The organism is Stenotrophomonas lacuserhaii, assembly GCF_039674585.1.
Classification (GTDB): Bacteria; Pseudomonadota; Gammaproteobacteria; order Xanthomonadales; family Xanthomonadaceae; genus Stenotrophomonas; species Stenotrophomonas pennii_A.
Genome location: NZ_JBDJNU010000008.1, coordinates 1 through 25,092, shown reverse-complemented (window position 1 = coordinate 25,092; position 25,092 = coordinate 1). Strand labels below are relative to the sequence as shown.

Sequence of the window (25,092 nt, the reverse complement as noted above, 5' to 3'; positions counted from 1 at the left end):
TGGGCATATGATGGACGATGGCGGCAAAGGCCTGCCGCACTACCAGACGGATGGGAAGTATGGACATTCGTTCTGGGGCAAGATCGGAGTCGCCGCGATGGCGGCCGCTGGATCTCTGGATCAAATGGCAGAGGCTGCAGAGTATGTTCCGGACCCGGCACCACGACCTGCCACTCAATCAGATGTTGCACGTTGGAACAACGTGATGAGTAAAGTTAGTGAGGCGACAGGCATGTCAATGCCGGGAGTTAGGATGGGGGCTGACGGAGGGTTTCAGGGGTATTTTCGTGTGCAGGGGCGCATTGATTCGAAGCAGCTCGCAACAAGTCTGGATAAGAAAAAATGAATGGTGAGTGATGTTGAAGTATTATAGAATTGTCATCGATGGTGTTTTCGTAAGGTCTCCGGAACTGGGCTCGGAGCTGGGCGGATTTTTTACAACCTTCTTTATTGAAGGGGTGAATATTGAAAATGCTATTTTCAAGATTCGTGGCCTGCTGGTAGCTAGGATGAGTGGGCATTCCGTAACTGTCGTAAAGGGTGGGGCGTTCAAGTCATACTTCTTAATCCACGAGATTGGAGAGGTCGAAGGAGAGCGGGTTGTCGAGAAAATAGGCGGGGACTCCGGATTCACATTCTACAGAGTAGGTTTCTTTGAGCGATTATCATTTTCTGCTCGCGGGGCCTGGGTGGCGCGAAATCGTCGCGTGTTTCTAGGGGTGGACTGAGCGGATTACTCGAAACGTTGGATTGGTGAGTCCGGTGAGGCCGCGCTCATCTGGTTCGGCGAAGCTTGGTATAAATCGCGTTTGAGAGGTCGTTGGGCATCCCCGGACGGATTTATCCTGGGCCGGCACGAACTGCCGGCGTGTAATGCACAGGATGGGCAAAGAGGACAGAGGCGTCTGCGCGCTGTTCTTGGCCAGCCGCTCTCAGGGGACAGGCCGGGAGGTCGTTGATGTTGCTGTTTTGCAGGGCGGATCAGGCAAGGGCGCTGTGCACCTGCATGTGGTGATCGAGGGTGAGGCCCAACGTGCAGATGCTGCCAGGGTCTTGGCGGGCTTTCGGCCATTTCGGCTGCGGATTTCCCGTCGCGAGACCCCGCAGTCTTGTCCGCGGGTGAGTAGCATCGGAGATGCGTATGGCTGCATGGCTGATGGCGAGCAAGGTCGATGGCGGCTGACCCGATCCTTGCGGGTTTGATTGAAGGAGTGGTGGATGTTCGATCTGGCTGGTATTGCCAAGGTTGTTGCTGGTGTCTGTCTCGCTGCGCTTTGGGTGGTCGTTCTGCTTACTCATCGATACCTCCGCAAGCTGCAGCGGGAAAGGCCGGAATTGATCGCTCAGGTGGGCATGGTCAGCGTTGACTGGTGGATTGGATGCCTTAGAGGCATGTTCCTGCTGGGCTTCACAGATACGGGCGAGGATCTGCCAACATCCAAAAGGTGGTTGGTGAGAACAGCGTCAGTGGGATATCCACTTTTCGTTATTGCCGGCGGCGCCTATATGCTGTTGGCATCCAACGGCCATGGGCCGTGAAAGGTCCGGCACTGGAGCCGGCCCAAACCTCACCCCGCCGTAGGCCACACCAGCGTCCGATGGATCTGCGCCCCCGCCCAGGCGCCATCCGCCACGGCCAGTGAAACCGAGTGCGGCATGCGCGCGACGTCGCCGCAGGCGAACACGCCTTCAACGCTGGTCTCCTTGGCATCACTGGTCTGCAGCTGGGTACCCATCGGCGTCTCCATCAGCGCACAGCCCAGGGTCTGCGCGATCGGCGTGGAAGGCGCGTTGAGCGAGGCGGTGAACAGCCCCGCAAAAGACAGCCGCCGTCCGTCCGCCAGCACCACATCGGCATGTTCTTCGATACGTGCGATGGGCGTTTCTTCGATGCGTACGCCACGCGCAACAAGGTCGTCGCGCGCCGCCGCATCCAGTTCGATGGCCCCGTTGAGCAGGAACGTAACGTTGCCCCATTCGGGCAGCAACTGCGCCTGGTGGATCGACATCGGCACCGCGGCAATCACCCCGATCTCCCCCTGGTCCAGCTCATAACCATGGCAGTAGGGGCAGTGGAATACGCTCTTTCCCCAGCGCTCGCGGATGCCGTCGATCGGCGGCAGCTCGTCCGACACGCCGGTGGCCAGCAGCAGGCGACGGGCGCTGAACACGCCCGATGCCGCAGTCGTCACGCTGAAGGCATCGCGCGTTCCCGATGCATCCAAGGCGACGTCCTCCACCCAGGTGAGGGTGGGGTAGGCCTGCAGTTGCTGGCGTGCGGTGCGGGCGATCTCGGCCGGGTCGGCGCCATCCTGGCTGAGGAAGCCGTGCGAATCGGCGGCCGCCTGGTTGCGTCGCTTGCCCGCGTCGATGATCAGCACGCGCCGCCTGGCACGTACCAGCTGCAGGGCCGCGGCCATGCCGGCGTAGCTGCCGCCGATGATGATGACGTCCTGGGTGTTCATGGATGCTTGCTCCGCAGATGGTGGGCGTGACGACGTTTGAAGTCGGCGGCGAGATCGGCCAGTGACACCGCCGCAAAACGCTCCATCAGCAGCGCTTCTGCCTGGACGAAGGCATCGTCCAGGGCGGCGTTGACGGCCTGTTCGACCAGGCACTCGGGGTTTTCGTGCCGATTGCCGATGGCGAACAAGGCCGGCTCGCCCAGCGCCTCGTGCAGTTGGCGCAGGCTCACTTTGCTCAGGTCCGCCTTGATGCGCCAGCCGCCGGCATGGCCGCGTACGGCGGCGACCAGTCCGGCCTCGCGCAGCAGGCCCATGGTGCGGCGTACCACCACCGGATGGGTGCCCAGGCAGGTCGCCAGCGCGTCGGAGGTCATCGGTCCGGGTTGCTCGGCCATGTGCAGCAGGGCATGCAGGACGGCGGAAAGTCGGCTGTCGCGTTTCATGTAACTAATGATGTTACCTTTGTCGCCACAGGTCAAATCGACGAGGCACGCGCGCATGTTTTCCGATCCCCACGCCATTGCAGGTTACGCAGAAGGTGCAATGCAGAAGGTGCCCGGCCTGCTGGACATGCAGCGGATGGCGCGCCTGTTGCTTGAAGAACGCGTGCCGGCAGACGGCACGGTGCTGGTGCTCGGTGCGGGCGGTGGGGTGGAGTTGCTGGCCTTCGCCGAGGCACAGCCCGGCTGGCATTTCCGCGGCATCGATCCGTCTGCACCGATGCTGGACATGGCACGCCAGAGGCTGGGGCCGTTGGCATCACGCGTAGCGTTCACCGAAGGCTACATCGACGACGCGCCCGAAGAACTGTTCGACGGCGCGGCCTGCCTGCTGACCCTGCATTTCCTGCCGGCCGAGCAGCGGCTGCACACGCTGAAGGAAGTGCGGCGCCGGCTGAAGCCGGGCGCGCCGCTGGTGGTGGCGCATCACAGCTATGTGCAGGATGACGCGCAGAAGCGCCGCTGGCTGCAGCGCTTTGCCGCGTTCTCGGCCTCGTCGGGGATCGCGCTGGACGCGGCGCACACCGTGGACAGCATGGCCCGCCTGCTGCCCGCGCTGTCACCGGAGCAGGACGTGGCGCTGCTGCACGAGGCTGGCTTCGGCACGGTGGAACTGTTCTACGCCGCCTTCAGTTTCAGGGGCTGGGTGGCCTACGCCGGGTAGGCCAGGCGTGCTGCCGGTCAGCCGCGTTCGCTGGTGATGGTGGCGCCTTCGCGCATCACCAGCGTCACCGGGGTGCGCTCCACCACGTCCAACAGGCGCGCCCACTGGGCGTCGGTCACGCTGGCCGATGCGCGCAGCGTGCGATGCACCAGCAGCTTGCCTGCCGCGTCCCGCGTGGAGGTCAGCTCGGCACTGAATTCGCCCAGCTCCCAGCCCTTCTTTTCGGCATACATGCGCAGGGTGATGGCGGTGCACGCGGCCAACGCGGAGAGGTACAGGTCGAACGGGGCCATGCCCTGGTCCTGGCCTCCGAGTGCCGCGGGCTCATCGGCAAGCAGCGTGTGCTGGCCGCTGCTGATGCGATGGGCGAAGTTGCTGCCGGTCGAGGTGACGTGGACGTGGGCCATGCGGGTGCTCTCTGTATGGAATGGCGAGCCTGCGATGGTAAGGCGGCGCGCGGTGCAGTACATCGCCCGGTGGGGGGACTGGTCGAATTGTAATGTTATTCTGTAACATTGCCCCGCTCACGACCTTGTCCCCTTCCGCATCAGGCGTTTCCACCCCATGAAGATCCAAGCTCTGGTCGCTGCCACGGCGGCCATCCTGTTCGCGCCCGAGTCGCGCGCGCAGTCCTCCAGCTCCGCCCTGACCCTGGGCAAGGTGGATGTGCACCAGCACACCGACGGCCAGCTCACCGCGCACCAGGTGCTGACCTCGGTGGACGTGCTGGGTGCGGACCAGATCGAGGACAAGAATGTGTCGCACAGCTGGGAGCTGCTGGGGCAGATGCCCGGCATCCAGCTGACCGAAACCCGGCAGGGTGCGGAATCGGGCAAGGTGAGCTTCCGCGCCTTCAGCGGCGAGGGCTACCTCAATGCCATCAAGACCCTGATCGACGGTGTGCCCAGCAACGTCAACAGTGGCAACCAGCGCTTCATCGACATGTTGTTCCCGCTGGAGATCAGCTTCATCGAGGTGGTGCGCGGTACCAACGATCCGCGTTACGGCCTGCACAACATCGGCGGCAACGTGAATTTCGGTACGCGGCAGGGGGGCAACTACACCGATGCCCGGCTCGGCCATGGCAGCTACAACACGCGCGATGCACAGCTGGCGGTCGGCCGCGAGCGCGATGGATTCGCGCAGAATTACTTCGTCGGCACCCAGGCATCCGATGGCTACCGTGACCACGACAGCTCCGAAAAATACGCGCTGGGTGGCAAGTGGTACCATGGGAATCTTGAAGACGGCATGCGCATCGGGCTGACCGCACGCGCCTATCACCACATCGCCGATGAACCCGGTTTCATGACTGCCGACGAGCTGCGAAGCGACCGGCGTGGTTCGCAGCGCCGCAACCTCAATGACCGCGATGTGCGCGACATGCAGCAGGTAGGCGTGCATCTGGACCTGAAGCTGGCCGACTCCCTGTTCCTGGGCAGCAAGCTGTACTACAACCGCTATGAAGACGACCGTCGGGTGACCTTCAGCGACCTGCCCACCGGCAATGCGCCGCGCCAGCGCCGGGTGTGGGACGAGAAGCAGACCGGCATGCTGACCACGCTCACCTGGCATGCCAGGGACAGCCTTACCGTGGAAGGTGGCGTGAACTACGAACACCAAGGCAACGGCTACCAGCGCCAACGCTTCAGCTACAGCGAGCCGACCGATTTCAGCAGTACACCGGCGCGCATCCAGAATGATGACCGGCATACGTTCGACAACTGGGGCGCCTACGTACAGGCGATCTACCAGCCGATCGAGCCGCTGAAGATCGTGCCGGCGTATCGCGTGGACCGCTTCGATGGCGATACCCGGCTGCCCGGCGGCGTCACCGGCCCGCTGCAGCGCTACGGCACCATCGAACAGCCGAAGCTGAGCGTGGTGTACGCGCTGGCGGAGGACACCAACGTGTATGCGAACTGGGGCCGCACCTTCCAGGTACTGACCGGCTCCACCGCGCCTGCGTACCTGACGCCAGGGCAGGCGGCGATGCGTCCGTCGACCAATACCGGCATGGAGCTGGGCCTGAAGTTCAGTCCGTTCGTGGGCAGCCAGGCACGCATCGCGGTGTGGCAGCAGGATGCGGCCAACGAAGTGTCGAACATGCCGGCCACGGGCACCACGGTGACGCTGGGCAAGACGCGCCGGCGCGGCGTGGATGCGCAGATCAGCACGCAGTGGGGCGACAACTGGACGCTGTGGGCATCGCATGCTTATCAGGAAGCAAAGATCACACGCGATGATCGGGATGCGGCCATTTCGCTGCAGGGCCGCGAAGTGGCCGCCACCCCGCGCTACATCAGCAACATCGGCGTGGATTACCAGGCCAGCGATGCGCTGCAGCTGGGCCTGCAGGCGCGTGCGCAGGGCGACTATTACCTGGAAGAACGCAACGTGGCGGGCAAGTTCGGTGGCTTCGCGGTGCTGGACCTGAGCGCGCGCTACCAGATCAACCCGGCGTGGAGCGTGGACCTGCAGGTGAAGAATGCCACCGGCCGGGAATACGCGTATGCGTGGTATGACAGCTTCTTCTGGGAGCAGGCGCAGCCGATGTTTTCGCCTGCTGCGGGGCGTTCGGTGTATGTGGGGTTGAACATGAAGTTGTGAGGGTCAGGAGCGTGACGACCAACGGTCGTCACCCACCGAAGGCTGTCACTACCGGTCAGGGCTTGGCCTGGCCGGTCCACGACTTGCTCATGATCATCCACTTGCCGTCGGTCTTCAGCAGCACCACGTAGTCGACCCCGTCCCAGCCGGGGTAGTCCAGCGTGACCCTTACCGCGGCCAGGTTCTGCGCCATGTCGACGATTTCGTAGCTGCGCTTGCGCTGTGCTTCGTTGGCGGCCGGTTTGCCGTTGAAGCCTTCGGCGAACTGTTCCCCGGTGCGCGTGGCCACGCCGCTGCCGCGGGCGGCCGAGTAGCCGATCATCACCCCGTCGCTGCGGAAGACCTGCCTGGCCAGCGCGTTGTCGGCAGTGGGGTAGGCGCGCATGAAGGTCTGCATGACCTGGTCGACGGCGTCACGGTCGCTCGCCTGTGCCATGACGTAGGTGGGGATCAGCAGGAGCAGGCTGCCTGCGAGTGCAACGGATCGGATCAGGGTCTTCATGAAGATTCTCGATGGTGGGTGTGTGGTGAAGTGCGTTGGTTGAAGCAATCAGGGTTTGACCTGGCCTGACCAGGACTTGGAGACGACCATCCAGTTGCCGTCGATGCGGGAAAGTGCCAGGTAGTCCTGGCCCTTCCAGCGGGGGTAATCGAGGGTCAGCTTCACCACGGCGGCGTTTTCGCTGACGTCCAGGATGTCGTAGCGGCGGTAACGCTGGTCTTCGTCCGCAGCCACGCCGGTAAAGCCGGTGGCCCATTCCTCGGCGCTCTGGGTGACCACGCGGCGCTGCCCCTCCGAGTAGCCGAGTACGACGCCGTCGCGTCGCAGGACCTCGAACATCCGGTTGGCGTCACCGGTTTCGAACGCCTGCATGACCTTCTGCATGACCTGCTCCACCTCGGCGCGCCCGCCGCGCAGCACCTCCACCACGGCCTTGGCCACCGGCGCGGCCGAGGCGTAGTTCTGGCCGGTGACCACCCGCCCATCGACCTGGATGTACGGCTGTTCGCTGTCGATCGCGCTGAAGGTGCCGCCGCGTGCGGTGACTGTCTGGCCGATCAGGAACGGGAACTGCTTGAAGTACGCCGCGTCCTGCTGTTCGTGCTGTTCCGGATAGCCGGTGATGCGTTTGCCGGCGAGCAGGCTCTTTCCGCCGCTGAGGGTCAGGTCGACGATGCCGGCGGTGCCGTGGCAGACGGCCGACACCACCCCACCGTTACGCTCGTAGACATGCACGGCGATGCCCTGCAGTTGCGGGTTTTCAGCCACGCCGTACATGGCGTTGCTGCCGCCGACGTAATACACGGCGCGATAGAGCGACGGATCAACCTGTGCGGGCGTGGTGGTGTTGCGCAGCCCCGACATGATGCGCGGGTCCTGCTGGCGGGCGGCCACATCGTCGCTGACGTAGGAATCCAGGATCGGCACGGCCCCGCCATCGGGCGAGACGAAGTCCACCGCAAACCCGGCTTCGTGGAAGACATCCCATGCGTCGACGACCTCGCCGAAGCTGACGCTGGCCGGCAGCGCGGAGCTGCCGTGGACCTTGCTGCTGGAGAGCACGAACAGGATGCGCTGCGGGGTGGCCGCCTGGACCGTGCTGACCTCGCCCAGGCAGGCGGCCAGCAGCAGCATCAGCAGGGGGCGGATGAAGCGGGATGTGTACATGGTGCGGACTCACGGGAAGGAGTCCGCACGTTAGGTGAGCCCTTTCAGATCAAGGTATTGCGTCGTGTTTCAGGAGTGCGGGAATGCGTTCCCGGAGTCGGTGGCGCGGCTGCGGAAGGCGGCGGGGGTGATGCCCTCGTGCTTCTTGAACGCGCTGTGGAAGGTCGACATCGACTGGAAGCCGGCTTCGGTTGCCACGATCTCCAGCGGCTTCACCGGCACCTGCAGCAGCAGTGACCTGGCTTCGGCCACCCGCAGCTGCGCCAGATACTGCTTGAACGTGGTCTGGTTGTCGGCGTTGAGGACCTGCGACAGCCGGGTCTGCGGCACGCCCATGCGACGCGCCAGGCGCGGCAGGGTCAGGCCGGGATCCAGGTGCAGGCGCTCGCGGGCCATCAGTTCGGCCAGCGCCGTAAGCTGGGTGGCTGCCTCGGCGGTCGGGATGCGGCGGTCCTGGTAGGGCTCGATGGCGGCCTGCCCGGAGCGCAGCCGCAGGTAGACCAGCACGCTGCACACCAGCACGAAGGTGAAGCACAGCGCGCCGACGATGTAGGAGGTGTAGCCGGCGGTGTAGTAGGCGGTCCAGATCAACCAGATGCCGGCCAGCGCGCCCAGCAGCAGCGGGCCGGACGGGCTTCGCGCCAGGCGCGAGCGGTGGCGTTGGACCTCGACGGTGGCCAGCAGCAGGTAGGCCAGCCAGGCGTAATTGATGCCGGGGGTGATGAGGTTGCGCCACAGCACATCGTTTCCTTTGTAGGGCAGGAACAGGTTCACCGCCAGGGTGATGATGACCAGCGCGGTGATATGCCAGCGGTCCACGCGGCTGGCGGCGGGCGTGTTGCCCTGGGTGGAGCGGATGAGAAAGTACAGGCAGGGGCCGATCAGGAAACAGGCGGTGAGGCCGAGCTGCAGGGCGATGCGCGGGATGTCCGGCCAGAAATGGAACACCACGGACTTGCCGGTGCGCACGCCGACCGCCAGTACCAGCAGGGATAGCCAGCGCTGGGTGGGTTCGCCCTTGGCGCGCCACCAGAGAACGCTGGCCAGGCCTAGCCCCATGAACGCGCCGAGCATGGCAAAGAAGAACAGGAAGTGCTGGCTCAGCATGGTCTAGGCGTCCTTTCGCTAGGGGGGTGCTGGCGGGGTGTCGGGCATTATGGACCGGGTGGTGAGGCGTGACGACCAACGGTCGTCACCCACCAGGGCGGGGCGTCACCCACCAATGCGTCGTCAGTGGTCGCGTTCTATGGCCAGGCGGCCGAGGGCGCGCAGGGCGTTGGCTTCTTCGCCGTAGGCGGCCAGGGCGTCGTCCATCACCGCGCTCAGTTCGGCCAGCTTGGCCTTGGCGCCATCCATGCCCAGCAGGGCCGGGAAGGTGGATTTGTCCTGCGCGACGTCCTTGCCGGCGGTCTTGCCGAGCTGTTCGGAGCTGGCTTCCACGTCCAGGATGTCATCGCGTACCTGGAAGGCCAGGCCCAGCGCATCGGCGAAGCGATCCAGGCGGGCAAGGTCCGCGGCCGGGGCGTGGCCGCACAACGCGCCCATGCGCACCGCGGCGCGGATCAGCGCACCGGTCTTCAGCGCATGCATGCGGGTCAACGCGTCCAGCGACTGCAGTTGGCCGGTGGCATCGATGTCCAACGCCTGGCCGCCGCACATGCCGGCCGCGCCGGCGGCGTGGGCCAGCGACTGCAGGCAGGCCACGCGCAGTTCCGCAGGCAGCGCCGCTTCGGCCAGCAGGCTGAAAGCGCGCGTCTGCAGGGCATCACCGGCGAGGATCGCGGTGGCTTCGTCGAAGGCGATGTGGGTGGTCGGCTTGCCGCGGCGCAGGGCGTCGTCGTCCATCGCCGGCAGGTCGTCGTGCACCAGCGAATAGGCATGGATCAGTTCCACCGCCATCGCCGGGGCGTCCAGCTGGTGCGGGTCGGTGCCGAACACTTCACCGGCCGCATGGACCAGCAGCGGACGCATGCGCTTGCCGCCGCCCAGCACCGAATGGCGCATGGCCTGGTGCAGCCGGCGCGGGGCGTCGGCGGGCGAGGGCAGGGCGGCGTCGAGCTGGCTTTCGATGCGATCGCGCAGGCGCGCGAAGCGCGCTTCAACCGTCATTGGAAGGCGGATCGAAGGGCTCTGCGTTTTCCGGCTGGGCCGGATCGGTGAGCAGGCGCACGCGCAGTTCGGCCTGTTCCAGCGCCTGCTGGCACTGGCGGTACAGGCCGACGCCGCGTTCGTAGGCGCTGAGCGAAGCTTCCAGGCTGAGCTCTCCGGTTTCCATCTGCTCTACGAGCTGCTCCAGCGACTCGAGCGACTGCTCGAACTGGGCTACCGGGGAGGCGTTTTCGGGGGTTTTCTTAGCCATGCGACAAGTGTGGACGGCCCGCGCGCAGGGGTCAATTCACCAGCCGCCCGGACGCCAGTGCAGCTGGGCATCGTGCTGCTGCAGCCAGGCCTGCAGCGGCGCGGACAGCACCACGTCGGCAGCGGCCTGCAGCTGGCCATCGGCGAACAGCAGCGGCAGCTGGCGGCGTCGCCACGGGGCCAGGTGTTCACGCTGCAGGCAGTCCTTCAGCGCGTGCTGGTGGCGGCGGCCGGGCAGCTGGATGCGTTCACCGCCTTGCCGGCCCGTCACCCGCATCGGTGCCTCGAATGCCGCCGCGCCGTGCAACCGGAGTTGGCCGCCATCGGGCAGCGCCAGCGGTGCGCGGCCATCCCACGTGGCCTGCCAACCGGCCGGCAGCTGCGGCAATTCGGCCGGCAACAGGTACCAGTGACCGCGCCACAGGCGGATGCTGTGCTGCTGCCAGCGCACCTGCGCATCGCGATCCGGCGCGGCGGGCAGCAGTTCGTGCTCCAGCTGCGATACCACCCGGGACGGCAGCGCGGGCACGCCGTGGGCAAGTGCCCAGCGGCGCAGCACACGGGCACGGCGTTGCGGTGATACCTGCCGCAGCAGCTCCACCGACAGCACGCGCGGTGCCACCTGCAGATGCTGCAGCAGCTCTTCGTCTTCTTCGTCCAGCATCAGCCGTGTGTCGCCACACAGCGCGGCGCTGGCCGCCAAGGCCTGGCCGGCATGCGGCCAGCGCTGGCGCAGCAGCGGCAGCACGTGCAGGCGCAGGAAATTGCGGTCCGGGCCGTCGTCGGCGTTGCTGGGGTCGTCGATCCACTGCAGTGCATGCTGCCGTGCGTAAGCCAGCAGCGCGCTGCGCGGAACCTCCAGCAGCGGCCGCCACAGCCGATGTGCGCCGAGTACTGAATCGGCCGCCATCGCCGCCAGTCCATCCACGCCGGACCCGCGCAGGGCACGCAGCAGGAAGGTTTCGGCCTGGTCATCCTGGTGCTGGGCCAGCGCCAGCGTCTCGCTGTCGCGCAGTTCGGCAGCGAATGCGGTACGCCGGGCCTGCCGTGCGGCGGCCTCCATGCCCGTGCCGGCGCGCAGATCCACGTTGACGCGGTGGATATGGAGCGGCACGCCCAGTGCGTCGCACTGTTGCTGGCAGTGCAGCGCCCAGTCATCGGCCACGGCCTGCAGCCCGTGGTGCACGTGCACGGCGCGCACGCCCACGCCCGCCACTGCGGCCGACCGCTGCAGCCAGTGCAGCAGCACGGTCGAATCCAGCCCACCGCTGTAGCCGACCAGCAGGGGGGTGTCGACAGCGGCGAGGGCAGGGAACAGGGGCATGGGCAGGTCGAAAAAAGGCGGCGACCAGTATGGTCGCCGCCTTCGTATTGCTCCAGCCCCGCTGCGCGCTCAGGGGGCGGGCGTGGTGCGCTCGAACTTGGCCGGCGCCGGCAGTTCCACCGGAACGCCGTTGCCATCACAGGTGCCGGCCTGGCACAGGCGCTCGCGCAGGCGCGGGGTGGCCTGCACGATCATGTGGTAGATCGCGTTCTGTTCCAGCGTGCCGCGGATCGCCTTGCTGCCCGGGCCGCGCGCCCAGATGCCCACGTCCTCGCCACCGTGCGATTCACTCTTGCCCGGTACCAGCGCTTCCTGCATGTAATCCGGGTGCTCGGTATCCACCGCGGTCAGGTCCGGACGGCCGGTGGCCGGGTCGAAGCTGGACGGGTTGTGCGGGTAGCGCTTGGCACCGGCCGGCTGCTGGTTGGTGGCGCCGGTGAAGCCGGGGCCGTTGGCGTAGGTCAGCGTGGTGTACGGCTGGCCGCCACCGTCGCGGGCCAGGTCCAGCGCGCCCAGGCCGTCTTCGCCGCCCTTGTCCTTCACCTTGCCCAGGATCGGGTTGCCACGCGCCGGGTAGCCGACGAAGTTGAGGGTGTGGGAGTGGTCGGCGGTGACGATGATCAGGGTGTCGTCGTCGCGGGTCATTTCGGTGGCCACGCGCACCGCATCGGACATCGCCACGGTATCGGTCAGCGCCCGGTAGGCGTTGCCGCTGTGGTTGGCGTGGTCGATGCGCGCCCCTTCGATCATCAGCACGTAGCCCTGCTTTTCCCGGGAAAGGTTGGCGATGGCGGTGCGGGTCAGTTCGGCCAGGCTCGGCTCACCGCCGGCGTCGTTGGCACGTTCGTATTCGTACTGCATGTGGTCCGGTTCGAACAGGCCGAAGATCGCCGGCGCGTTGGCCGCTGCCTTCAGCTGGTCGGCATTCCAGACGTAGGCACCCTGCGGGTTGGCCTGCTGCCATTCGCTGACCAGGCTGCGCCCATCCAGGCGCTGGCCGACCTTGTCGTCGTACTCGGGATCGCGCTCTTCCACCGTGGTGAACTCGCCGCGCCCGCCGCCCAGGATCACCTGCGGGCCGCGGCCGAAGCGCGAGGTGGTCAGCAGCTGCTGGGCGATGTCCTTGCAGCCGGCGGCCTTGGCCTCTTCGGTCAGGTCGGTATCGTTTTCCCAGTTGCGTTCCGGCGAATGCGCGTAGGTGGCCGCCGGGGTGGCGTGGGTCAGCCGCGCGGTGGTGACGATGCCGGTCGCCATGCCGGCGCTGTCGGCCAGCTGCAGCCAGCTCAGCAGGCCCTTCTGCAGGCTGTCGGCGCAGTCCGGACGCTTGCCCGCGCTGACCCCGATGGCGCCCATGTGGGTCTTCACCCCGGTGGTGATGGCGGTCATGGTGCCGGCCGAATCCGGGGTCTGCGAATCGACGTTGTAGGTCTTGCTGAACGCCGTGGCCGGGAAGTGCTCCCAGGACAGCAGGTTCTCTTCACCGGATGCGCCCTTGCGCTGGCCTTCGAAGATGCGCGCGGCGGCCACGGTGGTCAGGCTCATGCCATCGCCGAGGAACAGGATGACGTTCCTGGCTTTGCCGTTCATGGCGCCATTGCCGGCCGCCTGGGCCGCGCCACTGCGGTACCACCACTGCGGGGTCTCGCCATCCGGGTGGGCCACGGTGGGGACATTGATCGACAGGCCGGCCGGGCTGGATGCCTGCGGCGTGCTGGAACAGGCGCCCAGCAGCAGGGTGGCGGCGGCGGCGAGCAGGGAGGTGGTACGGATCATGGACAGCGCGTCCTCACGAAACGAAACAGGTCTTCATTATGACCGGGTGGACAAGGCATGCCGATGACACGCTGATTTGTCCGCAGGCTGGTCGTACGCCGGGCCCGCTTGGGCTAAGGTGCGAGCATTGTTCTCTCCCCCTGGAATTTCCATGAAGCTGGTCTCTGCCTGGCTGCGCATCCCGTTCTGGCAACGCGTGGTCGCAGGCTTCGTCCTTGGCGCCCTGGCCGGCTGGCTGATGGGGCCGGCGGCTGAAACCTGGTTCGGCCCGCTGGGCGACCTGTACGTGACCCTGATCAAGATGATCGCGGTGCCGCTGGTGTTCTTCGCGGTCATCAATGCGATCTCTTCGCTGCACGGGCAGAAATCGGTCGCCGCGCTCAGTGGCCGCACCTTCCTGTGGTTCGTCATCACCGCCGCGCTGGCGGTGGGCATCGGCCTGCTGGTGGGCACGGTGATGCAGCCCGGCACCGGTGGCCTGCAGCTGGCGATGGCCCACAACTACGTGCCGCGCGAAGTGCCCAGCGTGGTGCAGGTGCTGCTGGACGTGGTGCCGTCCAACGTGTTCTACGCGCTGAGTGGCATCGGTACGCGGGTCAATGCGGCCGGCGAAACCGTGTTGGCCGCAGGTCGCGGCTCGATCCTGCCGGTGATCTTCTTCGCCGGGCTGGTGGGCTTTGCCATCGTCAAGCTGGGCGAGAAGGTCGGCCAGGCCCGCCAGCTGGTCGGGCAGATGAGCGAGATCATGATCCAGGTGACCCGCTTCGTGCTGGAAGTCACTCCGATCGGGACCTTCGGCCTGATCGCCGGGCTGGTCGGCAGTTACGGCTTCGAGAAGCTGCTGCCGCTGGGCAACTTCGTGCTGGCCCTGTACATCGCCTGCGCGCTGCACATCGTGGTGGTGTACAGCGCGCTGCTGTTGTCGCATGGCTTGAATCCGCTGAAGTTCTTCCGCGGCGCCGCGCCGGGCATGCAGGTGGCCTTCGTCAGCTCGTCCAGCTTCGCGGCGATGCCGGTGGCGCTGCGTTCGATCACCCACAACCTGGGCGTCAACAAGGACTACGGTTCGTTCGCGGTGCCGCTGGGGGCCAGCATCAAGATGGATGGCTGCGGGGCGATCTACCCGGCGCTGTGCGCGGTGTTCATATCGCAGTACAGCGGCGTGCCGATGTCGCCGGAGCAGTACCTGATCGTGCTGATCGCTTCGGTGCTGGGCAGCTTTGGTACCGCCGGCGTACCGGGCACGGCGGTGGTGATGGCCACGGTGGTGCTGAGCGCGGCCGGTTTGCCGTTGGAGACCATCGGGTATCTGTATGCGATCGATCGCATCCTGGACATGATGCGCACGATGACCAACGTCACCGGGCAGATGCTGGTGCCGGTGCTGGTGGCCAAGGAGACCGGACTGCTGGACCAGAGCGTGTACGACAACCCGTCGACCAACGTGGGTATCGATGACCCGGACCCCGCGCCGCGGGCGTGAGGGTCGTGCATAGGGTAGTGACGGCCGCTGGCCGTCAATGGCCGGACGATCGGGTGGGTGACGACCTCCGGTGGGTGAGGCGTTCCGGGGGTTGCCGACGGTGGTTATTCACTGCTCCATGGCATTCGGGTGACCACCAAGGGTCGTCACCCACCCAAGCACCCACCCAAGCACCCACCCAACACGGGTTGACGGCCAGCGGCCGTCACTACCGAGGCATGGCCGGTACCTGAAGCGGGGGCGTGCCGGGTTGTGTCATGACCTGTAACAGGTCCGTTACACCCCCGCTTCGGGCAATCGCAGTGGGCCTCCGTGCGGATTCAGGCGCCCCCTGCGTTCAACCGGAGTGTAACGGTGGGCGTCCAGCGGGCCCCTTGTTTGCAGCCGGAATCCCTTTGTTTCAGGGCCCCGCGCACTTGGCACGAAAGCTGCGTTCCCCCTCCCCATACGTCACGGGAGAGCGGCATGGACAGCAGCACGAAGCGCGGGATATTCCTGGTAGCCAGCGTGGTCGCGCTGGCCGCATGCCCTGCGCTGGTGCATGCCTCCGGTGCCCGCCAGGGCGTCACGCCGAGGCCGGGTGAGATGGTGCTGCTGCGCGATGTGCACGCCCGCACCGCGTACAGGCCGGCGCCTCCGGGCATGGCGCTGATCGCCGACCCATCGCCGCAGCGCGAAATCGGCGCGGCGCTGGGGACATCAACCGGCATGGCCGAGCTCAGCGATGATGACTTCGCCGGGCTGGGTGCAAGCCAGGCCGCCGCGCCGGCCACCGCCGGCACCACCACCGTCGAACGGGTCACCAGCACCGCGCTGGGCGGGGCGGTCGGACGGCTCGGCAGTTCCAACGGCGGCATCATCTCCGGCAACCAGATCAGCGGGGCGATGAGCGGCCCGTTGGGCGCGGTCGGCAACACCACGCGCGGCATCGGCGATACGGTGCGCGGCGCGCTGGCGCAGTTCCCGATGGGTGCCCCGGCGGGTGGCAAGTGAAGACGCACGTGCTGCTGGTCGTCGGCCTGCTGCTGCCGGCGCTGGCCCAGGCCGACGACTACGCCGGCATGCTCGGCTACCTCAACCAGTCGCGCATCGACGGCCGCGCGCTGGCCGGCGCCAGTGGCGCCATCGCGGTCAACCAGGTGGCCGGTGATATCAACACCCAGGCCAATCTGGTCGGCATGGCGCAAGGCGACCAAGCCCGTGTGGACATCGATGCACGCAGCACCTCATCGCGCAACAGCGTGCTGCTGGATGGCCCATTGCATGCCAGCGCGCACATCGATGGCCAGGCCCTGCAGGGCGCCAGTGGCATCGCAACGATCAACCAGGCCAGCGGCATCGCCAACACCAGCATGAACGTGGTGCGCGCGACGCTGGCCCGGGAAGGAATACGCGAGTCCGACGATGAGGCCCTGGCCGAATCGCGCGTGACCGCGTCAGCAGGGGGGCAGGGCAGGGCCGGCAACGGCCTGGCCGCGGGCACCCGCAGCGTCGGCGTGGCAGCGTCGGCACTGCAGGGGTTCGACGGTGTCCTGCAACTCAATCAGATCGCGGGCGCAGGAAATGACACGGCCAACCTTCTCGGTATGTCCGTGCACGGCAACCCGTGAGTGGTACCCACCCGTTACACCACTGATGAGAGAGAAGGCACCATGAAAGCGATCGTGAAAGGGACTGTACTCGCCATGGCCATCGCAGGCGTGGTCGCCACCGCACACGCGGCGGATGACCAGAACGCAAGCGCCACCATCAACCACAACCACAACGTCAATGAAAACTGGACGTTGAACGACACCCGCAATGTCACCCGCAACAACGTGACCAGCAATACCGACACCGATACGGACACGGTGAACGACACCCGCAACGTGGTGCGCAACACCACCCGCAACACGAACACCACCAACAACACCAGCACCACCGACAACACCGCCAACACCACCTCGAACGTGCGTTATTCCAGCACCACGACCAACACCAGCCGTTCCAACGTCGACTACTCCGACGTCGACCACACCCGCGACGTATCGGTCAACGAGACCAGCAACATCTCGGCCGACGAGCGCAAGGAAAAGAACAACCACGGTGTGGACGTGAACCTGGAAAAGGACCTGCGCCTGAGCTCGGACATCAGCTTCTCGGGTGATCCGCAGATCACCGGCGACATCGATCTCGACTCCGCCGCCATCGCGGTCATCGACAACCGTCAGTCGATCAGCGCCAACGAAGCGTCCAACGAGATGCTGGACAACACCGCGTCGATTTCCGATGACGTGGCGTCCGGTGCATCGGGCAACCTGGGCTTCAACGTCGCCGCCGGTGACAACAACGCACAGGACAACGCCGCGTCGCTGTCTGCCGCCGATGCCTCCTTCAGCTTCGGCATGGCCGATGCGGAAGTGTTCGTCCACCAGGCGGTGGGCGGCAACACCACGCTCAACGAAGGCGTCACCAATGCCGCCGGCCTGGGTGGCAATGCGTTCTCCGGCGCCGCCGGCAACATCGGCGTGAACGTGGCTTCGGGCAACAACAACGCGCAGAAGAACGCGCTGGCGGCTTCGGTCGCCACCGCCGCCATGGCGCAGTCGAGCATCTCGTCCAACCAGGTGTCCAGCGGAAATTCGGTGTCCAACGCCGGTTACGTGCAGCGCTTCAGTGACACCACCGAAGTCACCCTGCGTGGCCGTGTGGCGGGTGCAACGCTGGCCTTCGGTGCAGGCACCTATGAAGGTACCGGCAACGCCTACCAGCAGGACAACTACTACCTCGATACCTGGGACGGCGCACTGCCGCACACCAGCGGTGACAGCACCGGCCACATCGACCTGGACAACGAGATCCAGAACGCTACCGACAACCCGTACCGCGACGGCGTGGGCGGCATCGCCTTCGACACGGACGAGGAAGGCACCAGCCAGTTCGTCGAACTGGGCGTGGCCGACCTCTATGCCAGCCTGAGTGGCACCGTGCGGACCTCGCGCTGGGTGGCGGTCAATGCGACCAACACTGCTGGCCTGTCCGGTAGTGCGTTCTCCAACGCGTCGGGCAACATCGGCGTGAACGTGGCCTCCGGTACCGGCAACCTGCAGGCCAACAGCCTGGCCCTGGCCGTGGCGCAGCCGTCGACCGGCGGCGGCACCCCGGGCGGCGGCGGCGAGTAATACGTGGCGTGACCGCTTTCGCAGGCTTGCTGCGTTGAGCGCAACAAACCCGGTCATCCGCCAATGACCGGGCTCCCGGGAGCCCCTGTCCCATCTCCCCCTTTGGGGCAGGGGCTCCTACCTCGGAAGGAGCCGTTGCAATGCGAGTTTCCTGGTCCACCGTGTTGTTGCCTTGGCTGATGCTGATGGCTGGCGCCGCGCCGTTGCGTGCCGGCGACGTGGCCTTCAGTGGCGTGCTGCCCAATGGCGGCCTGCTGCAGCAACGCGTGGAGAGCATGCAGGAGCGGCGCTTCCGCCACCTGGTCCGCCAGCACACCGACTACAGCTGCGGCGCCGCCGCGCTGGCCACCATCCTCAAGTACGCCTATCACCTGGAAGCCGACGAGGCCACGGTGATCGAAGGGATGATGAACGTGTCCGACCAGAGCCTGGTACGCGACCGTGGTTTTTCGTTGCTGGACATCAAGCGTTACGTTGAATCGATGGGCATGCGTGGACGCGGTTACCGCGTCGACGAAGCCCGCCTGCGCAACCTGCGTGTTCCCGGCCTGGTGCTGATGGACGTACGCGGGTTCCGCCATTTCGTGGTCATGAAACAAGTCCGCGGCGATTTCGTCGAAGTGGCCGATCCGATCCTCGGCAACCGCAGCGTGCCGCTGGCGGAGTTCCTGGAGGCCTGGCCGTCACGCGCGGTCTTCATCGTGATCGGCAGTGATTTCGATCGCAACACCGTGCTGCTGCAACCCAGCGAACGGCCCAGTGCACGCGCGCTGTATGCGCGGCAAGGCCCCATCACCGATGCCGAACTGGTCGACTTCGGCTTCAGCCACGCCGACCTGTTCTGAAGGAGTTCCACCATGAACATGCGCCTCATCGTCATTGCCAGCGCCCTGGCCGTCCTGTTGCCCACTGCGCTGCACGCGCAGGAAAAGCGCAGCGGCAAGGGCTTGACCGAAATCCCAGATCCCGAACTCAACCTGATGCGTGGGCGTTACACCGTAGGCGGCAACAACGTCGCCTGGTTCGGCGTGACCATGGCGTCGCAGTGGCAGGCCGCCAGCGGCGCTGCGATGGAAGGCGCGCTGCAGTTGGGCATGGACTTCCGCAACGGCGGTACGCCGAAGGTGAGTTTCACTCCGACCGTGAGCGTCACCGCGGCCGACGCGCCGCTGCCGCAGACGGCCGCCGACACCGCCAGCACGCCCATTGCCAGCGTGGACAGCAGCGGGCTGGCCAATGCATCCGGGCTGGTGCAGAGCGTGCAGGTGGCCGGGGATGACAACAGTGCGCGCAACGTGACCTCGCTGACCATCCGCGATGGCGAGGTGCCGGTTGTCGCCGACAGCGGCACACGCAGCGCGACCGCGCAGCAGGGTGGCGCCAGTGCCACCGCGTCCTTCGACAACAACCAGGCCCGCCTGGAACTGCAGCTGGAAGGCGTGGGCGCGGTGCAGCAATGGATCCGCAGCGGCAGCGTCGGGCAGACCATCGCGCTGGGCGGCAATGCACAGCAGGTCAGCAACCGCCTGCAGATCGAACTGGTCAGGCAGAGCATGGCGAGCAATACCCCGTTGACCCAGAACATCGCCCAGGCGATGGCGCTGACACGCGGGATCGGGCCGGGCCAGTAACAGCGGCGCGGCAAGGGGGATGGCACTCAACGGACGAAGGACATGCACACCAATCACCGCATCACCCCGCTGGCGCTGGTGGCGCTGGCCTGGATCGTGTTCGCCGACAATGCGCACGCCCAGCCGGCCCCGGCGACCGGCAACGAGCACGTCGATGTGCAGGCCTTGATGGCCCAGCTGGAAACGCTGAAGGCCAATTACGCGCAGGAAGTACGACGCCTGCGTGAGCTGGACATGCAGGTGCAGGCCATGCAGGCGCGGCTGTCCGGCAAGGCCGGCGGCGTGGCGCAGCAGGGGCCGCCGTTGCCACCCGAACCGGCACGCGCGCCGGCCACGGCGACCGCCGGGGCCGAAGGCGGCTACGCCAGCAGCGCAGCGGAAGCGCAGCAGGCCAAGCAGGCGGCGCGGCGCAGCGTGGACGATGTGAAACAGCAGCAGCAGGCGCTGTTCTCGCGGCGTTTCACCCTCGAAAACAGCCTCACCTACGCCCGCTATGACCGCAAGCAGCTGACCCTGAACGGCTTCCTCGCCCTGGATGCGATCTTCCTCGGCAACATCGGCATCGAGAACGTCGAATCCGATTCGCTGACCTACAACCTGGCCGCGCGCTGGGGTGTCAGCCCCAACCTGACCGTCAACATGGACGTGCCGTGGGTGGCGCGCAGGACGGTCTACCAGAAGGGCGGTGCGGGCGGATCAGCGGCGGCGGTGGCCGAAGAGGAGACCAGCGGCAACGGCATCGGTGACATCGGCCTGAGCGCCAACTATCGGCTGTTCGGCGAACGTGGCTGGAAGCCGGAGACGGTGCTGACCGCGGGCGTGACCGCGCCCACCGGGCGTGAGCCCTATGGCGTGGACTGGACCGTGCTGGAGCGCGATGACGATGACTACATCCGCTTCGCCGTGCCCAAGGAGCAGCCCACCGGTAACGGGGTGTGGCAGGCCAACGTGGGCCTGTCGATCGTCAAGACCGCCGACCCGGCGATCCTGTTCGCCAACGCCGGCTACATCCATTCCTTCGAAGCCAGCTTCGACGACCTCGATGGCAACCCGGATACGGTCAACCCCGGTGACGTGAAGCTCGGCTACTCCTACTACTTCGGTGCCGGCGTGGCGTTCGCGTTCAACGAGCGCACCAGCCTGAGCATTTCCTTCAGTGACAAGCTGAGCGCGCGCGCGTCCACCCGTTACCGCAACGGCCAGTGGATGAAGGTGATCGGCAGCGATGCCAATGCGGCGACGTTCAACCTGGGCGTCACCTATGCGCTGAACCAGAAGACCACGCTGGTGAGCCTGCTCGGCATCGGGCTGACCCCGGATGCGCCGGACTTCACCCTGGCCTTCAAGGTGCCGTACATGCTGTGAGCCTGGGCATGGCGTCGAGGCGACTCGACGCCTGCAGGGCTTCAGCGCAGCGCCGGCAGTTCCACCTGGTGCTTGCGGCACAGCCGGTACACGGTGACCCGCGAGACCTGCATGTGGCGTGCGCAGGCGGACACGTTGAACTCGTGTTCGCGCAGCGCCTGCAGCAGCAGCTCGCGTTCCACCTGTTCGCGGGCATCCTGCAGCAGGGCACGGGCGGCGGCCGGCAGGGTGGCCACCAGGTCCAGGTCGGCCGGTTCGATCAGCTCGCCGTCGGCGACGATCGCCGCGCGCTGCACGCGGTTGAGCAGCTCGCGCACGTTGCCCGGCCAGTCGAAGCGCTGCATCGCCTGGCGCGCGCAACTGCTGAAGCCACGCGCGCGGCCCGGGTGGCGGGCACGGAACTGGCGCAGGAAATGTTCGGCCAGTACCAGCACGTCGCCACTGCGTTCGCGCAGCGCCGGCATCGCCAGCCGCAGCACGTTGAGGCGATAGAACAGGTCGCGGCGGAAGCGCCCCTGCGCGACCGCCTGTTCCAGGTCCACGTGGGTAGCGGCCAGCACGCGCACGTCCACCCGCAGTGGCTGGCTGCTGCCAACGCGTTCGATGGTGCCTTCCTGGAGTACACGCAGCAGGCTGGTCTGCGCATCCAGCGGCAGGTCGCCGACCTCGTCCAGGAACACGGTGCCGCCGTTGGCACTTTCGAACAGGCCCAGGCGCCGTTGCGCGGCACCGGTGAAGGCGCCGCGCTCGTGTCCGAACAGTTCCGACTGGACCAGGTTGGCCGGGATCGCGCCGCAGTTGACCGCCATGAAGGGATGATCGGCGCGCGCGGACATCGCGTGCAGCGCATGCGCGGCCAGTTCCTTGCCGGTACCGGTTTCGCCGGTGACCAGCACGGGCAGGTCGACCGGGGCGAACTTGAACAGGGCCGCGCGGGTGGCCAACAGCGCCGGACTGTCACCGATCAGCCGCTGCGCCGGACTGTCCGCCACGCTGGCGGTATCCGGCTCGTCGCGCTGCAGGTGGTCCACCAGCCCGGCCAGGTCCTGTGGCATCACGTAACGATGCGGGCAGGCGTCCAGCAACGGCTGCCAGCTGGGCGGGGGGGCAGTGATGCCGCCCGGCAACGCGGCCAGCAGCGGCAGGTGGTCGTGCTGCTGGATCCACTCCTGCACCGCGCCGAGCGCATCGGCGGGGATCTGGCGCAGGTCTATCACGCCGACCAGCTGGTCGCGGGCACGCAGGCCGACGGCCTGGGCGTTGAGCGGATCCACGCTGCGCACCTGCCAACCGGCCGCTGCCAATGCCGCGCGTTCGGCCACCAGGGGATGGCCAAACCAGATCACACACCGTGACTGAATCTCCGAGACCGCCGCCATGCCTCACCTGTCCTTGTAGAGGGGCGGCTGACGACTCAGGAACACGTGCGTGCCGCCCCCACGCCGCCATCCCGGACGGACATGGCTGCCCGACCGCCGCCGGATCCATTCCGGGGATACCGATGCAAACGCGGTTGGCAGCCGGCAGCGGCCATGGCATCGCACAGTGGCCATGAAAAAAGCCGCTGCGGAGCAGCGGCTTTCAACATGCGGCGCGGTATGGCGGGCTTACAGCTCGACCCGGCGCGCCTGCATGAACTTGTTGCCCCAGTAGCCGGTCAGCAGGGTGTCCACGCGGACGTCCTTGCCGGTGCTCGGCGCGTGCAGGAAGCGGCCTTCGCCGACATAGATGCCGACGTGGTCCACGCGACCCTTGCGGCCGAAGAACACCAGGTCGCCTTCGGTCAGCGCGGTGCGGTCGGCGATCAGCTGGTTGTTGCGGTCGCTGGCCATGTCGCGGGAAACGCGCGGCAGCTCGACGCCCAGGGCGGTGCGGAACACGTAGCCGACCAGACCGCTGCAGTCGAAGCCGCTGTCCGGGGTGTTGCCGCCCCAGCGGTACGGCGTGCCCAGCAGGGTCATCGCGCGGCGCAGGACGGACTGGATCTTGCCGTTCTCTTCGGCGCCGCCGACCACGATCGAACCCGATGCGCTGGTGTCGTAGTTGGCGAGCAGGCGGCTGAGATCGCCGGCAACCATCGCCGAACGGTCCATCAGCGGAATGCTGTCATTGGCTGCAAGGTGCGGCAGCAGGGCAGCCAGGGTGGCGCTGGCGGCGGCATCGGCGCGGCTGCGCGTCGGTGCGGGTTCGGTCTTGGCTTTTACAACGGCGATGGCGGCTTCGGCAGTGGCCGGGGTGGCCGGTGCGTTCTGTGCCCAGGCCGGCGCGCTGGTGAGCACGAGGGCAAGGGAGAGCAGGGTGGCGCGCTTGATGCGCTGGGTCAGGCGGGGTGAATTCACGGCGCGCTGGCCTTCACACATCAGTTCGTCGGTCGTCACTCGGCGGTCACAGGGTTGGAAGCGATGGGCAATCATGCCCTGCCAAAGCGTGGAACAAGTACAAATTTCGTTAAAGTTTCGTTTGTTCCATTGTGATGTGCATCACGTTTTGGATCATTTCCCCTGTTCAGCTTAGTGCAGGACGCGTTTCGCTCCTGTGTAGTGGTCTTTCCAATAGTGCCCGCCAAGGGAATCCAACCTGACAGTTCCACCAGAACTTGGCGCATGCACGAAGCGGCCTTCCCCTACATAAATTCCGACGTGACTGACGTTGCCGCGGCTGCCGAAGAACACCAGGTCGCCGGTCGCCAGACGCTGCGGGTCGATCTTCGGGCCCTGCACGGCGGCCAGTTCGCGCGAGGTCCGCGGCAGCTTCAGGTCGACCATCTCGCGGTAGACATAGGTGACCAGGCCGCTGCAGTCGAAGCCCGATTCCGGCGTGTTGCCGCCATAGAGGTAAGGCGTGCCGACCAGTCCGATGGCGCGCATCAGCACGGCATTGGCGACCTGCGGATTGGCGGGGGAGGTGCTCGGCCAGACCTGGGTGGAGGGCGGCGGGGGGGCAGGGCGGCTGGTCTTTCCGCCACCGCAGGCGGCCAGGGCGGCGGTCGCCATCAGCAGCATCAGGGCGGCGGCGCGACGGCGCAGTCCGGTCGAAACTGGCGTCATGTGCGTGATCTCCGGATAATGCGCGACCTCAGATAGGCCGTCATGATGGCGGCGTACCCGTCGGGCGGCAACCCGCCCCCACCGCCTGCCCTTGGCAGTTACCAGACAGAGTTGCGCATGAAGATCGAAAAAGACCGCGTCGTCCGTTTCCACTACACCGTGTCCGAAGTCGGCCAGGAGCCGATCGAGTCATCCAAGGACCGTGAGCCGCTGGCGATCCTGGTCGGCCACGGCAACATCATCCCGGGCCTGGAAAAGGCCATGGAAGACAAGGAAGCCGGCGCCATCTTCGGCGTGGACGTCGCGTCGGCCGATGCCTACGGCGAGCGTCGCGAGGGCCTGACCCAGCGCGTGCCGAAGAAGCATTTCGGCAAGGAGAAGCTGGTGCCGGGTGCGCAGGTCGTGCTGCAGACCAACTTCGGTCCGCGCGCGGTGACGGTGCAGAAGGTCGGGATGAGCGTGGTCGACGTTGACCTGAACCACCCGATGGCGGGCAAGGACCTGCACTTCGACGTGGAGATCATCGACGTGCGCGAAGCCAGCGAAGAAGAGATCCAGCACGGCCACGTGCACGGCGATGGCGGCCACCAGCACTGAGTGCTGAGCGCATTTCAAGTCGTTCGAACGGCCCGCGCAAGCGGGTCGTTTTTTTTTGTCCGTCAACATCAACCGCAACAGCTGCGGGGCTGCTTGTTGGTGGGGCGGGGTGGGTTCGTGGGAATCGCCGCAAGTACGTCCCTGTAGGCTCGCCATCCGCATCCATGCGGATGAGCGTTCCCACGAACCCACCCCGCCCCACCTTCGACAGGTCCATGGTGGCCATGGACCTTCGGTAGCGCCGACCCATGGTCGGCGGAATGTTCCCGCCAACGGCCCGCTGCGCTCGCCGACCATGGGTATGCGCTACCGCTTTTCATTTTTCATTACGCGGCTGGCGGCCACCGGAACCTGTCGGAGGGCCGGGCGGGGAGGCTATGCGGGGCCTTGAGCGGCAGGAGCCGCGAAGAGCTACATGGATGTACTTGCGCGTGCCCCGCATAGC

The 25,092-nt window shown here is 66.4% G+C and carries 26 protein-coding genes; 13 read left to right on the top strand and 13 right to left on the bottom strand.

The features are described 5' to 3' along the window. The first annotated feature begins 7 nt into the window (after positions 1-7). From ABE522_RS05040 to ABE522_RS05030, 3 genes are all read left to right on the top strand, one after another. Entirely contained in the window at positions 8-346 is a 339-nt protein-coding gene (locus tag ABE522_RS05040; RefSeq protein WP_346590777.1) for a hypothetical protein, read from the top strand. 10 nt (positions 347-356) lie between these two features. After that, complete coding sequence (locus tag ABE522_RS05035) at positions 357-728, top strand: hypothetical protein (protein WP_346590776.1); 372 nt, start codon at positions 357-359, stop codon at positions 726-728. A gap of 490 nt (positions 729-1,218) precedes the next feature. After that, positions 1,219-1,539, top strand: coding sequence for a hypothetical protein (locus ABE522_RS05030; RefSeq protein WP_346590775.1), 321 nt, complete (start codon positions 1,219-1,221; stop codon positions 1,537-1,539). A gap of 29 nt (positions 1,540-1,568) precedes the next feature. Here the strand turns inward: ABE522_RS05030 and ABE522_RS05025 are convergent, their stop codons facing one another. Both ABE522_RS05025 and ABE522_RS05020 read right to left on the bottom strand, forming a co-directional pair. After that, positions 1,569-2,465, bottom strand: a complete 897-nt coding sequence (locus ABE522_RS05025) for an NAD(P)/FAD-dependent oxidoreductase (RefSeq protein ID WP_346590774.1) — start codon at positions 2,463-2,465, stop codon at positions 1,569-1,571. After that, complete coding sequence (locus ABE522_RS05020) at positions 2,462-2,908, bottom strand: Rrf2 family transcriptional regulator (protein ID WP_346590846.1); 447 nt, start codon at positions 2,906-2,908, stop codon at positions 2,462-2,464. The genes ABE522_RS05025 and ABE522_RS05020 overlap by 4 nt, the downstream gene beginning before the upstream one ends. Positions 2,909-3,008: 100 nt before the next feature. Between ABE522_RS05020 and ABE522_RS05015 the strand changes: the two genes are divergently transcribed. Continuing rightward, entirely contained in the window at positions 3,009-3,629 is a 621-nt protein-coding gene (locus ABE522_RS05015; protein WP_346590773.1) for a class I SAM-dependent methyltransferase, read from the top strand. Between the two features lie 17 nt (positions 3,630-3,646). On the opposite strand, the gene ABE522_RS05010 is transcribed toward ABE522_RS05015, so the two are convergent. After that, entirely contained in the window at positions 3,647-4,036 is a 390-nt protein-coding gene (locus tag ABE522_RS05010; RefSeq protein ID WP_346590772.1) for an OsmC family protein, read from the bottom strand. 157 nt (positions 4,037-4,193) lie between these two features. Here ABE522_RS05010 and ABE522_RS05005 point away from each other — a divergent pair, with 157 nt between their 5' ends. Next, positions 4,194-6,239, top strand: a complete 2,046-nt coding sequence (locus tag ABE522_RS05005; protein WP_346590771.1) for a TonB-dependent receptor — start codon at positions 4,194-4,196, stop codon at positions 6,237-6,239. 55 nt (positions 6,240-6,294) lie between these two features. Here the strand turns inward: ABE522_RS05005 and ABE522_RS05000 are convergent, their stop codons facing one another. From ABE522_RS05000 to ABE522_RS04970, 7 genes are all read right to left on the bottom strand, one after another. Continuing rightward, positions 6,295-6,741: a nuclear transport factor 2 family protein gene (locus ABE522_RS05000; RefSeq protein WP_346590770.1), complete on the bottom strand. Its 447-nt coding sequence runs from the start codon at positions 6,739-6,741 to the stop codon at positions 6,295-6,297. Positions 6,742-6,789: 48 nt separating this feature from the next. Beyond that, positions 6,790-7,908 carry a nuclear transport factor 2 family protein gene (locus ABE522_RS04995; protein WP_346590769.1) on the bottom strand — a complete coding sequence of 373 codons (1,119 nt, stop codon included), beginning with the start codon at positions 7,906-7,908 and terminating at the stop codon, positions 6,790-6,792. A gap of 69 nt (positions 7,909-7,977) precedes the next feature. Beyond that, entirely contained in the window at positions 7,978-9,015 is a 1,038-nt protein-coding gene (locus ABE522_RS04990) for an AraC family transcriptional regulator (RefSeq protein ID WP_346590768.1), read from the bottom strand. 123 nt (positions 9,016-9,138) lie between these two features. Next, positions 9,139-10,017 (bottom strand): polyprenyl synthetase family protein, encoded by an 879-nt coding sequence (locus tag ABE522_RS04985; protein WP_346590767.1) that lies wholly within the window; start codon positions 10,015-10,017, stop codon positions 9,139-9,141. Next, entirely contained in the window at positions 10,007-10,267 is a 261-nt protein-coding gene (locus ABE522_RS04980) for an exodeoxyribonuclease VII small subunit (RefSeq protein ID WP_191770366.1), read from the bottom strand. The genes ABE522_RS04985 and ABE522_RS04980 overlap by 11 nt, the downstream gene beginning before the upstream one ends. Positions 10,268-10,303: 36 nt before the next feature. Further along, on the bottom strand, positions 10,304-11,590 hold the full coding sequence (tilS, locus tag ABE522_RS04975) for a tRNA lysidine(34) synthetase TilS (protein ID WP_346590766.1): 1,287 nt from the start codon (positions 11,588-11,590) through the stop codon (positions 10,304-10,306). A gap of 69 nt (positions 11,591-11,659) precedes the next feature. Beyond that, a complete protein-coding gene (locus ABE522_RS04970; RefSeq protein WP_346590765.1) occupies positions 11,660-13,363 on the bottom strand; it encodes an alkaline phosphatase in 1,704 nt (567 codons plus the stop codon). A gap of 151 nt (positions 13,364-13,514) precedes the next feature. Here ABE522_RS04970 and ABE522_RS04965 point away from each other — a divergent pair, with 151 nt between their 5' ends. The 7 genes from ABE522_RS04965 (at position 13,515) to ABE522_RS04935 (ending at position 21,003) form a co-directional block, all read left to right on the top strand. After that, on the top strand, positions 13,515-14,846 hold the full coding sequence (locus ABE522_RS04965) for a dicarboxylate/amino acid:cation symporter (protein ID WP_057508795.1): 1,332 nt from the start codon (positions 13,515-13,517) through the stop codon (positions 14,844-14,846). A gap of 465 nt (positions 14,847-15,311) precedes the next feature. Next, a complete protein-coding gene (locus ABE522_RS04960; protein WP_346590764.1) occupies positions 15,312-15,839 on the top strand; it encodes a hypothetical protein in 528 nt (175 codons plus the stop codon). Next, positions 15,836-16,456: a hypothetical protein gene (locus tag ABE522_RS04955; RefSeq protein ID WP_346590763.1), complete on the top strand. Its 621-nt coding sequence runs from the start codon at positions 15,836-15,838 to the stop codon at positions 16,454-16,456. Before ABE522_RS04960 ends, ABE522_RS04955 begins: the two co-directional genes overlap by 4 nt. A gap of 42 nt (positions 16,457-16,498) precedes the next feature. Beyond that, a complete protein-coding gene (locus ABE522_RS04950) occupies positions 16,499-18,007 on the top strand; it encodes an adhesin (RefSeq protein ID WP_346590762.1) in 1,509 nt (502 codons plus the stop codon). 140 nt (positions 18,008-18,147) lie between these two features. Further along, positions 18,148-18,852, top strand: a complete 705-nt coding sequence (locus ABE522_RS04945) for a C39 family peptidase (RefSeq protein WP_406846310.1) — start codon at positions 18,148-18,150, stop codon at positions 18,850-18,852. 12 nt (positions 18,853-18,864) lie between these two features. Continuing rightward, positions 18,865-19,638, top strand: coding sequence for a hypothetical protein (locus ABE522_RS04940; RefSeq protein ID WP_346590761.1), 774 nt, complete (start codon positions 18,865-18,867; stop codon positions 19,636-19,638). A 42-nt stretch (positions 19,639-19,680) separates the two neighbouring features. Then, positions 19,681-21,003, top strand: coding sequence for a transporter family protein (locus ABE522_RS04935; RefSeq protein ID WP_346590760.1), 1,323 nt, complete (start codon positions 19,681-19,683; stop codon positions 21,001-21,003). A 41-nt stretch (positions 21,004-21,044) separates the two neighbouring features. On the opposite strand, the gene ABE522_RS04930 is transcribed toward ABE522_RS04935, so the two are convergent. From ABE522_RS04930 to ABE522_RS04920, 3 genes are all read right to left on the bottom strand, one after another. Continuing rightward, a complete protein-coding gene (locus ABE522_RS04930) occupies positions 21,045-22,382 on the bottom strand; it encodes a sigma-54 interaction domain-containing protein (RefSeq protein ID WP_346590759.1) in 1,338 nt (445 codons plus the stop codon). A 228-nt stretch (positions 22,383-22,610) separates the two neighbouring features. Beyond that, the gene (locus ABE522_RS04925) at positions 22,611-23,381 is read right to left on the bottom strand and encodes a C40 family peptidase (RefSeq protein WP_346590758.1); all 771 of its coding nucleotides are present in this window, start codon (positions 23,379-23,381) and stop codon (positions 22,611-22,613) included. A 132-nt stretch (positions 23,382-23,513) separates the two neighbouring features. Further along, complete coding sequence (locus ABE522_RS04920) at positions 23,514-24,050, bottom strand: C40 family peptidase (protein ID WP_346590757.1); 537 nt, start codon at positions 24,048-24,050, stop codon at positions 23,514-23,516. 117 nt (positions 24,051-24,167) lie between these two features. On the opposite strand from ABE522_RS04920, the gene ABE522_RS04915 reads away from it, so the two are divergent. After that, positions 24,168-24,647 (top strand): FKBP-type peptidyl-prolyl cis-trans isomerase, encoded by a 480-nt coding sequence (locus tag ABE522_RS04915; protein WP_346590756.1) that lies wholly within the window; start codon positions 24,168-24,170, stop codon positions 24,645-24,647. Positions 24,648-25,092: the final 445 nt, after the last annotated feature.

Bases quoted from the DNA above. Each gene is read 5' to 3' on its own strand.
- ABE522_RS05040 (WP_346590777.1), top strand. From the start codon at position 8: ATGATGGACGATGGCGGCAAAGGCCTGCCGCACTACCAGACGGATGGG.
- ABE522_RS05035 (WP_346590776.1), top strand. From the start codon at position 357: ATGTTGAAGTATTATAGAATTGTCATCGATGGTGTTTTCGTAAGGTCT.
- ABE522_RS05030 (WP_346590775.1), top strand. From the start codon at position 1,219: ATGTTCGATCTGGCTGGTATTGCCAAGGTTGTTGCTGGTGTCTGTCTC.
- ABE522_RS05025 (WP_346590774.1), bottom strand. From the start codon at position 2,465: ATGAACACCCAGGACGTCATCATCATCGGCGGCAGCTACGCCGGCATG.
- ABE522_RS05020 (WP_346590846.1), bottom strand. From the start codon at position 2,908: ATGAAACGCGACAGCCGACTTTCCGCCGTCCTGCATGCCCTGCTGCAC.
- ABE522_RS05015 (WP_346590773.1), top strand. From the start codon at position 3,009: ATGCAGAAGGTGCCCGGCCTGCTGGACATGCAGCGGATGGCGCGCCTG.
- ABE522_RS05010 (WP_346590772.1), bottom strand. From the start codon at position 4,036: ATGGCCCACGTCCACGTCACCTCGACCGGCAGCAACTTCGCCCATCGC.
- ABE522_RS05005 (WP_346590771.1), top strand. From the start codon at position 4,194: ATGAAGATCCAAGCTCTGGTCGCTGCCACGGCGGCCATCCTGTTCGCG.
- ABE522_RS05000 (WP_346590770.1), bottom strand. From the start codon at position 6,741: ATGAAGACCCTGATCCGATCCGTTGCACTCGCAGGCAGCCTGCTCCTG.
- ABE522_RS04995 (WP_346590769.1), bottom strand. From the start codon at position 7,908: ATGTACACATCCCGCTTCATCCGCCCCCTGCTGATGCTGCTGCTGGCC.
- ABE522_RS04990 (WP_346590768.1), bottom strand. From the start codon at position 9,015: ATGCTGAGCCAGCACTTCCTGTTCTTCTTTGCCATGCTCGGCGCGTTC.
- ABE522_RS04985 (WP_346590767.1), bottom strand. From the start codon at position 10,017: ATGACGGTTGAAGCGCGCTTCGCGCGCCTGCGCGATCGCATCGAAAGC.
- ABE522_RS04980 (WP_191770366.1), bottom strand. From the start codon at position 10,267: ATGGCTAAGAAAACCCCCGAAAACGCCTCCCCGGTAGCCCAGTTCGAG.
- tilS (WP_346590766.1), bottom strand. From the start codon at position 11,590: ATGCCCCTGTTCCCTGCCCTCGCCGCTGTCGACACCCCCCTGCTGGTC.
- ABE522_RS04970 (WP_346590765.1), bottom strand. From the start codon at position 13,363: ATGATCCGTACCACCTCCCTGCTCGCCGCCGCCGCCACCCTGCTGCTG.
- ABE522_RS04965 (WP_057508795.1), top strand. From the start codon at position 13,515: ATGAAGCTGGTCTCTGCCTGGCTGCGCATCCCGTTCTGGCAACGCGTG.
- ABE522_RS04960 (WP_346590764.1), top strand. From the start codon at position 15,312: ATGGACAGCAGCACGAAGCGCGGGATATTCCTGGTAGCCAGCGTGGTC.
- ABE522_RS04950 (WP_346590762.1), top strand. From the start codon at position 16,499: ATGAAAGCGATCGTGAAAGGGACTGTACTCGCCATGGCCATCGCAGGC.
- ABE522_RS04945 (WP_406846310.1), top strand. From the start codon at position 18,148: ATGCGAGTTTCCTGGTCCACCGTGTTGTTGCCTTGGCTGATGCTGATG.
- ABE522_RS04940 (WP_346590761.1), top strand. From the start codon at position 18,865: ATGAACATGCGCCTCATCGTCATTGCCAGCGCCCTGGCCGTCCTGTTG.
- ABE522_RS04935 (WP_346590760.1), top strand. From the start codon at position 19,681: ATGCACACCAATCACCGCATCACCCCGCTGGCGCTGGTGGCGCTGGCC.
- ABE522_RS04930 (WP_346590759.1), bottom strand. From the start codon at position 22,382: ATGGCGGCGGTCTCGGAGATTCAGTCACGGTGTGTGATCTGGTTTGGC.
- ABE522_RS04920 (WP_346590757.1), bottom strand. From the start codon at position 24,050: ATGACGCCAGTTTCGACCGGACTGCGCCGTCGCGCCGCCGCCCTGATG.
- ABE522_RS04915 (WP_346590756.1), top strand. From the start codon at position 24,168: ATGAAGATCGAAAAAGACCGCGTCGTCCGTTTCCACTACACCGTGTCC.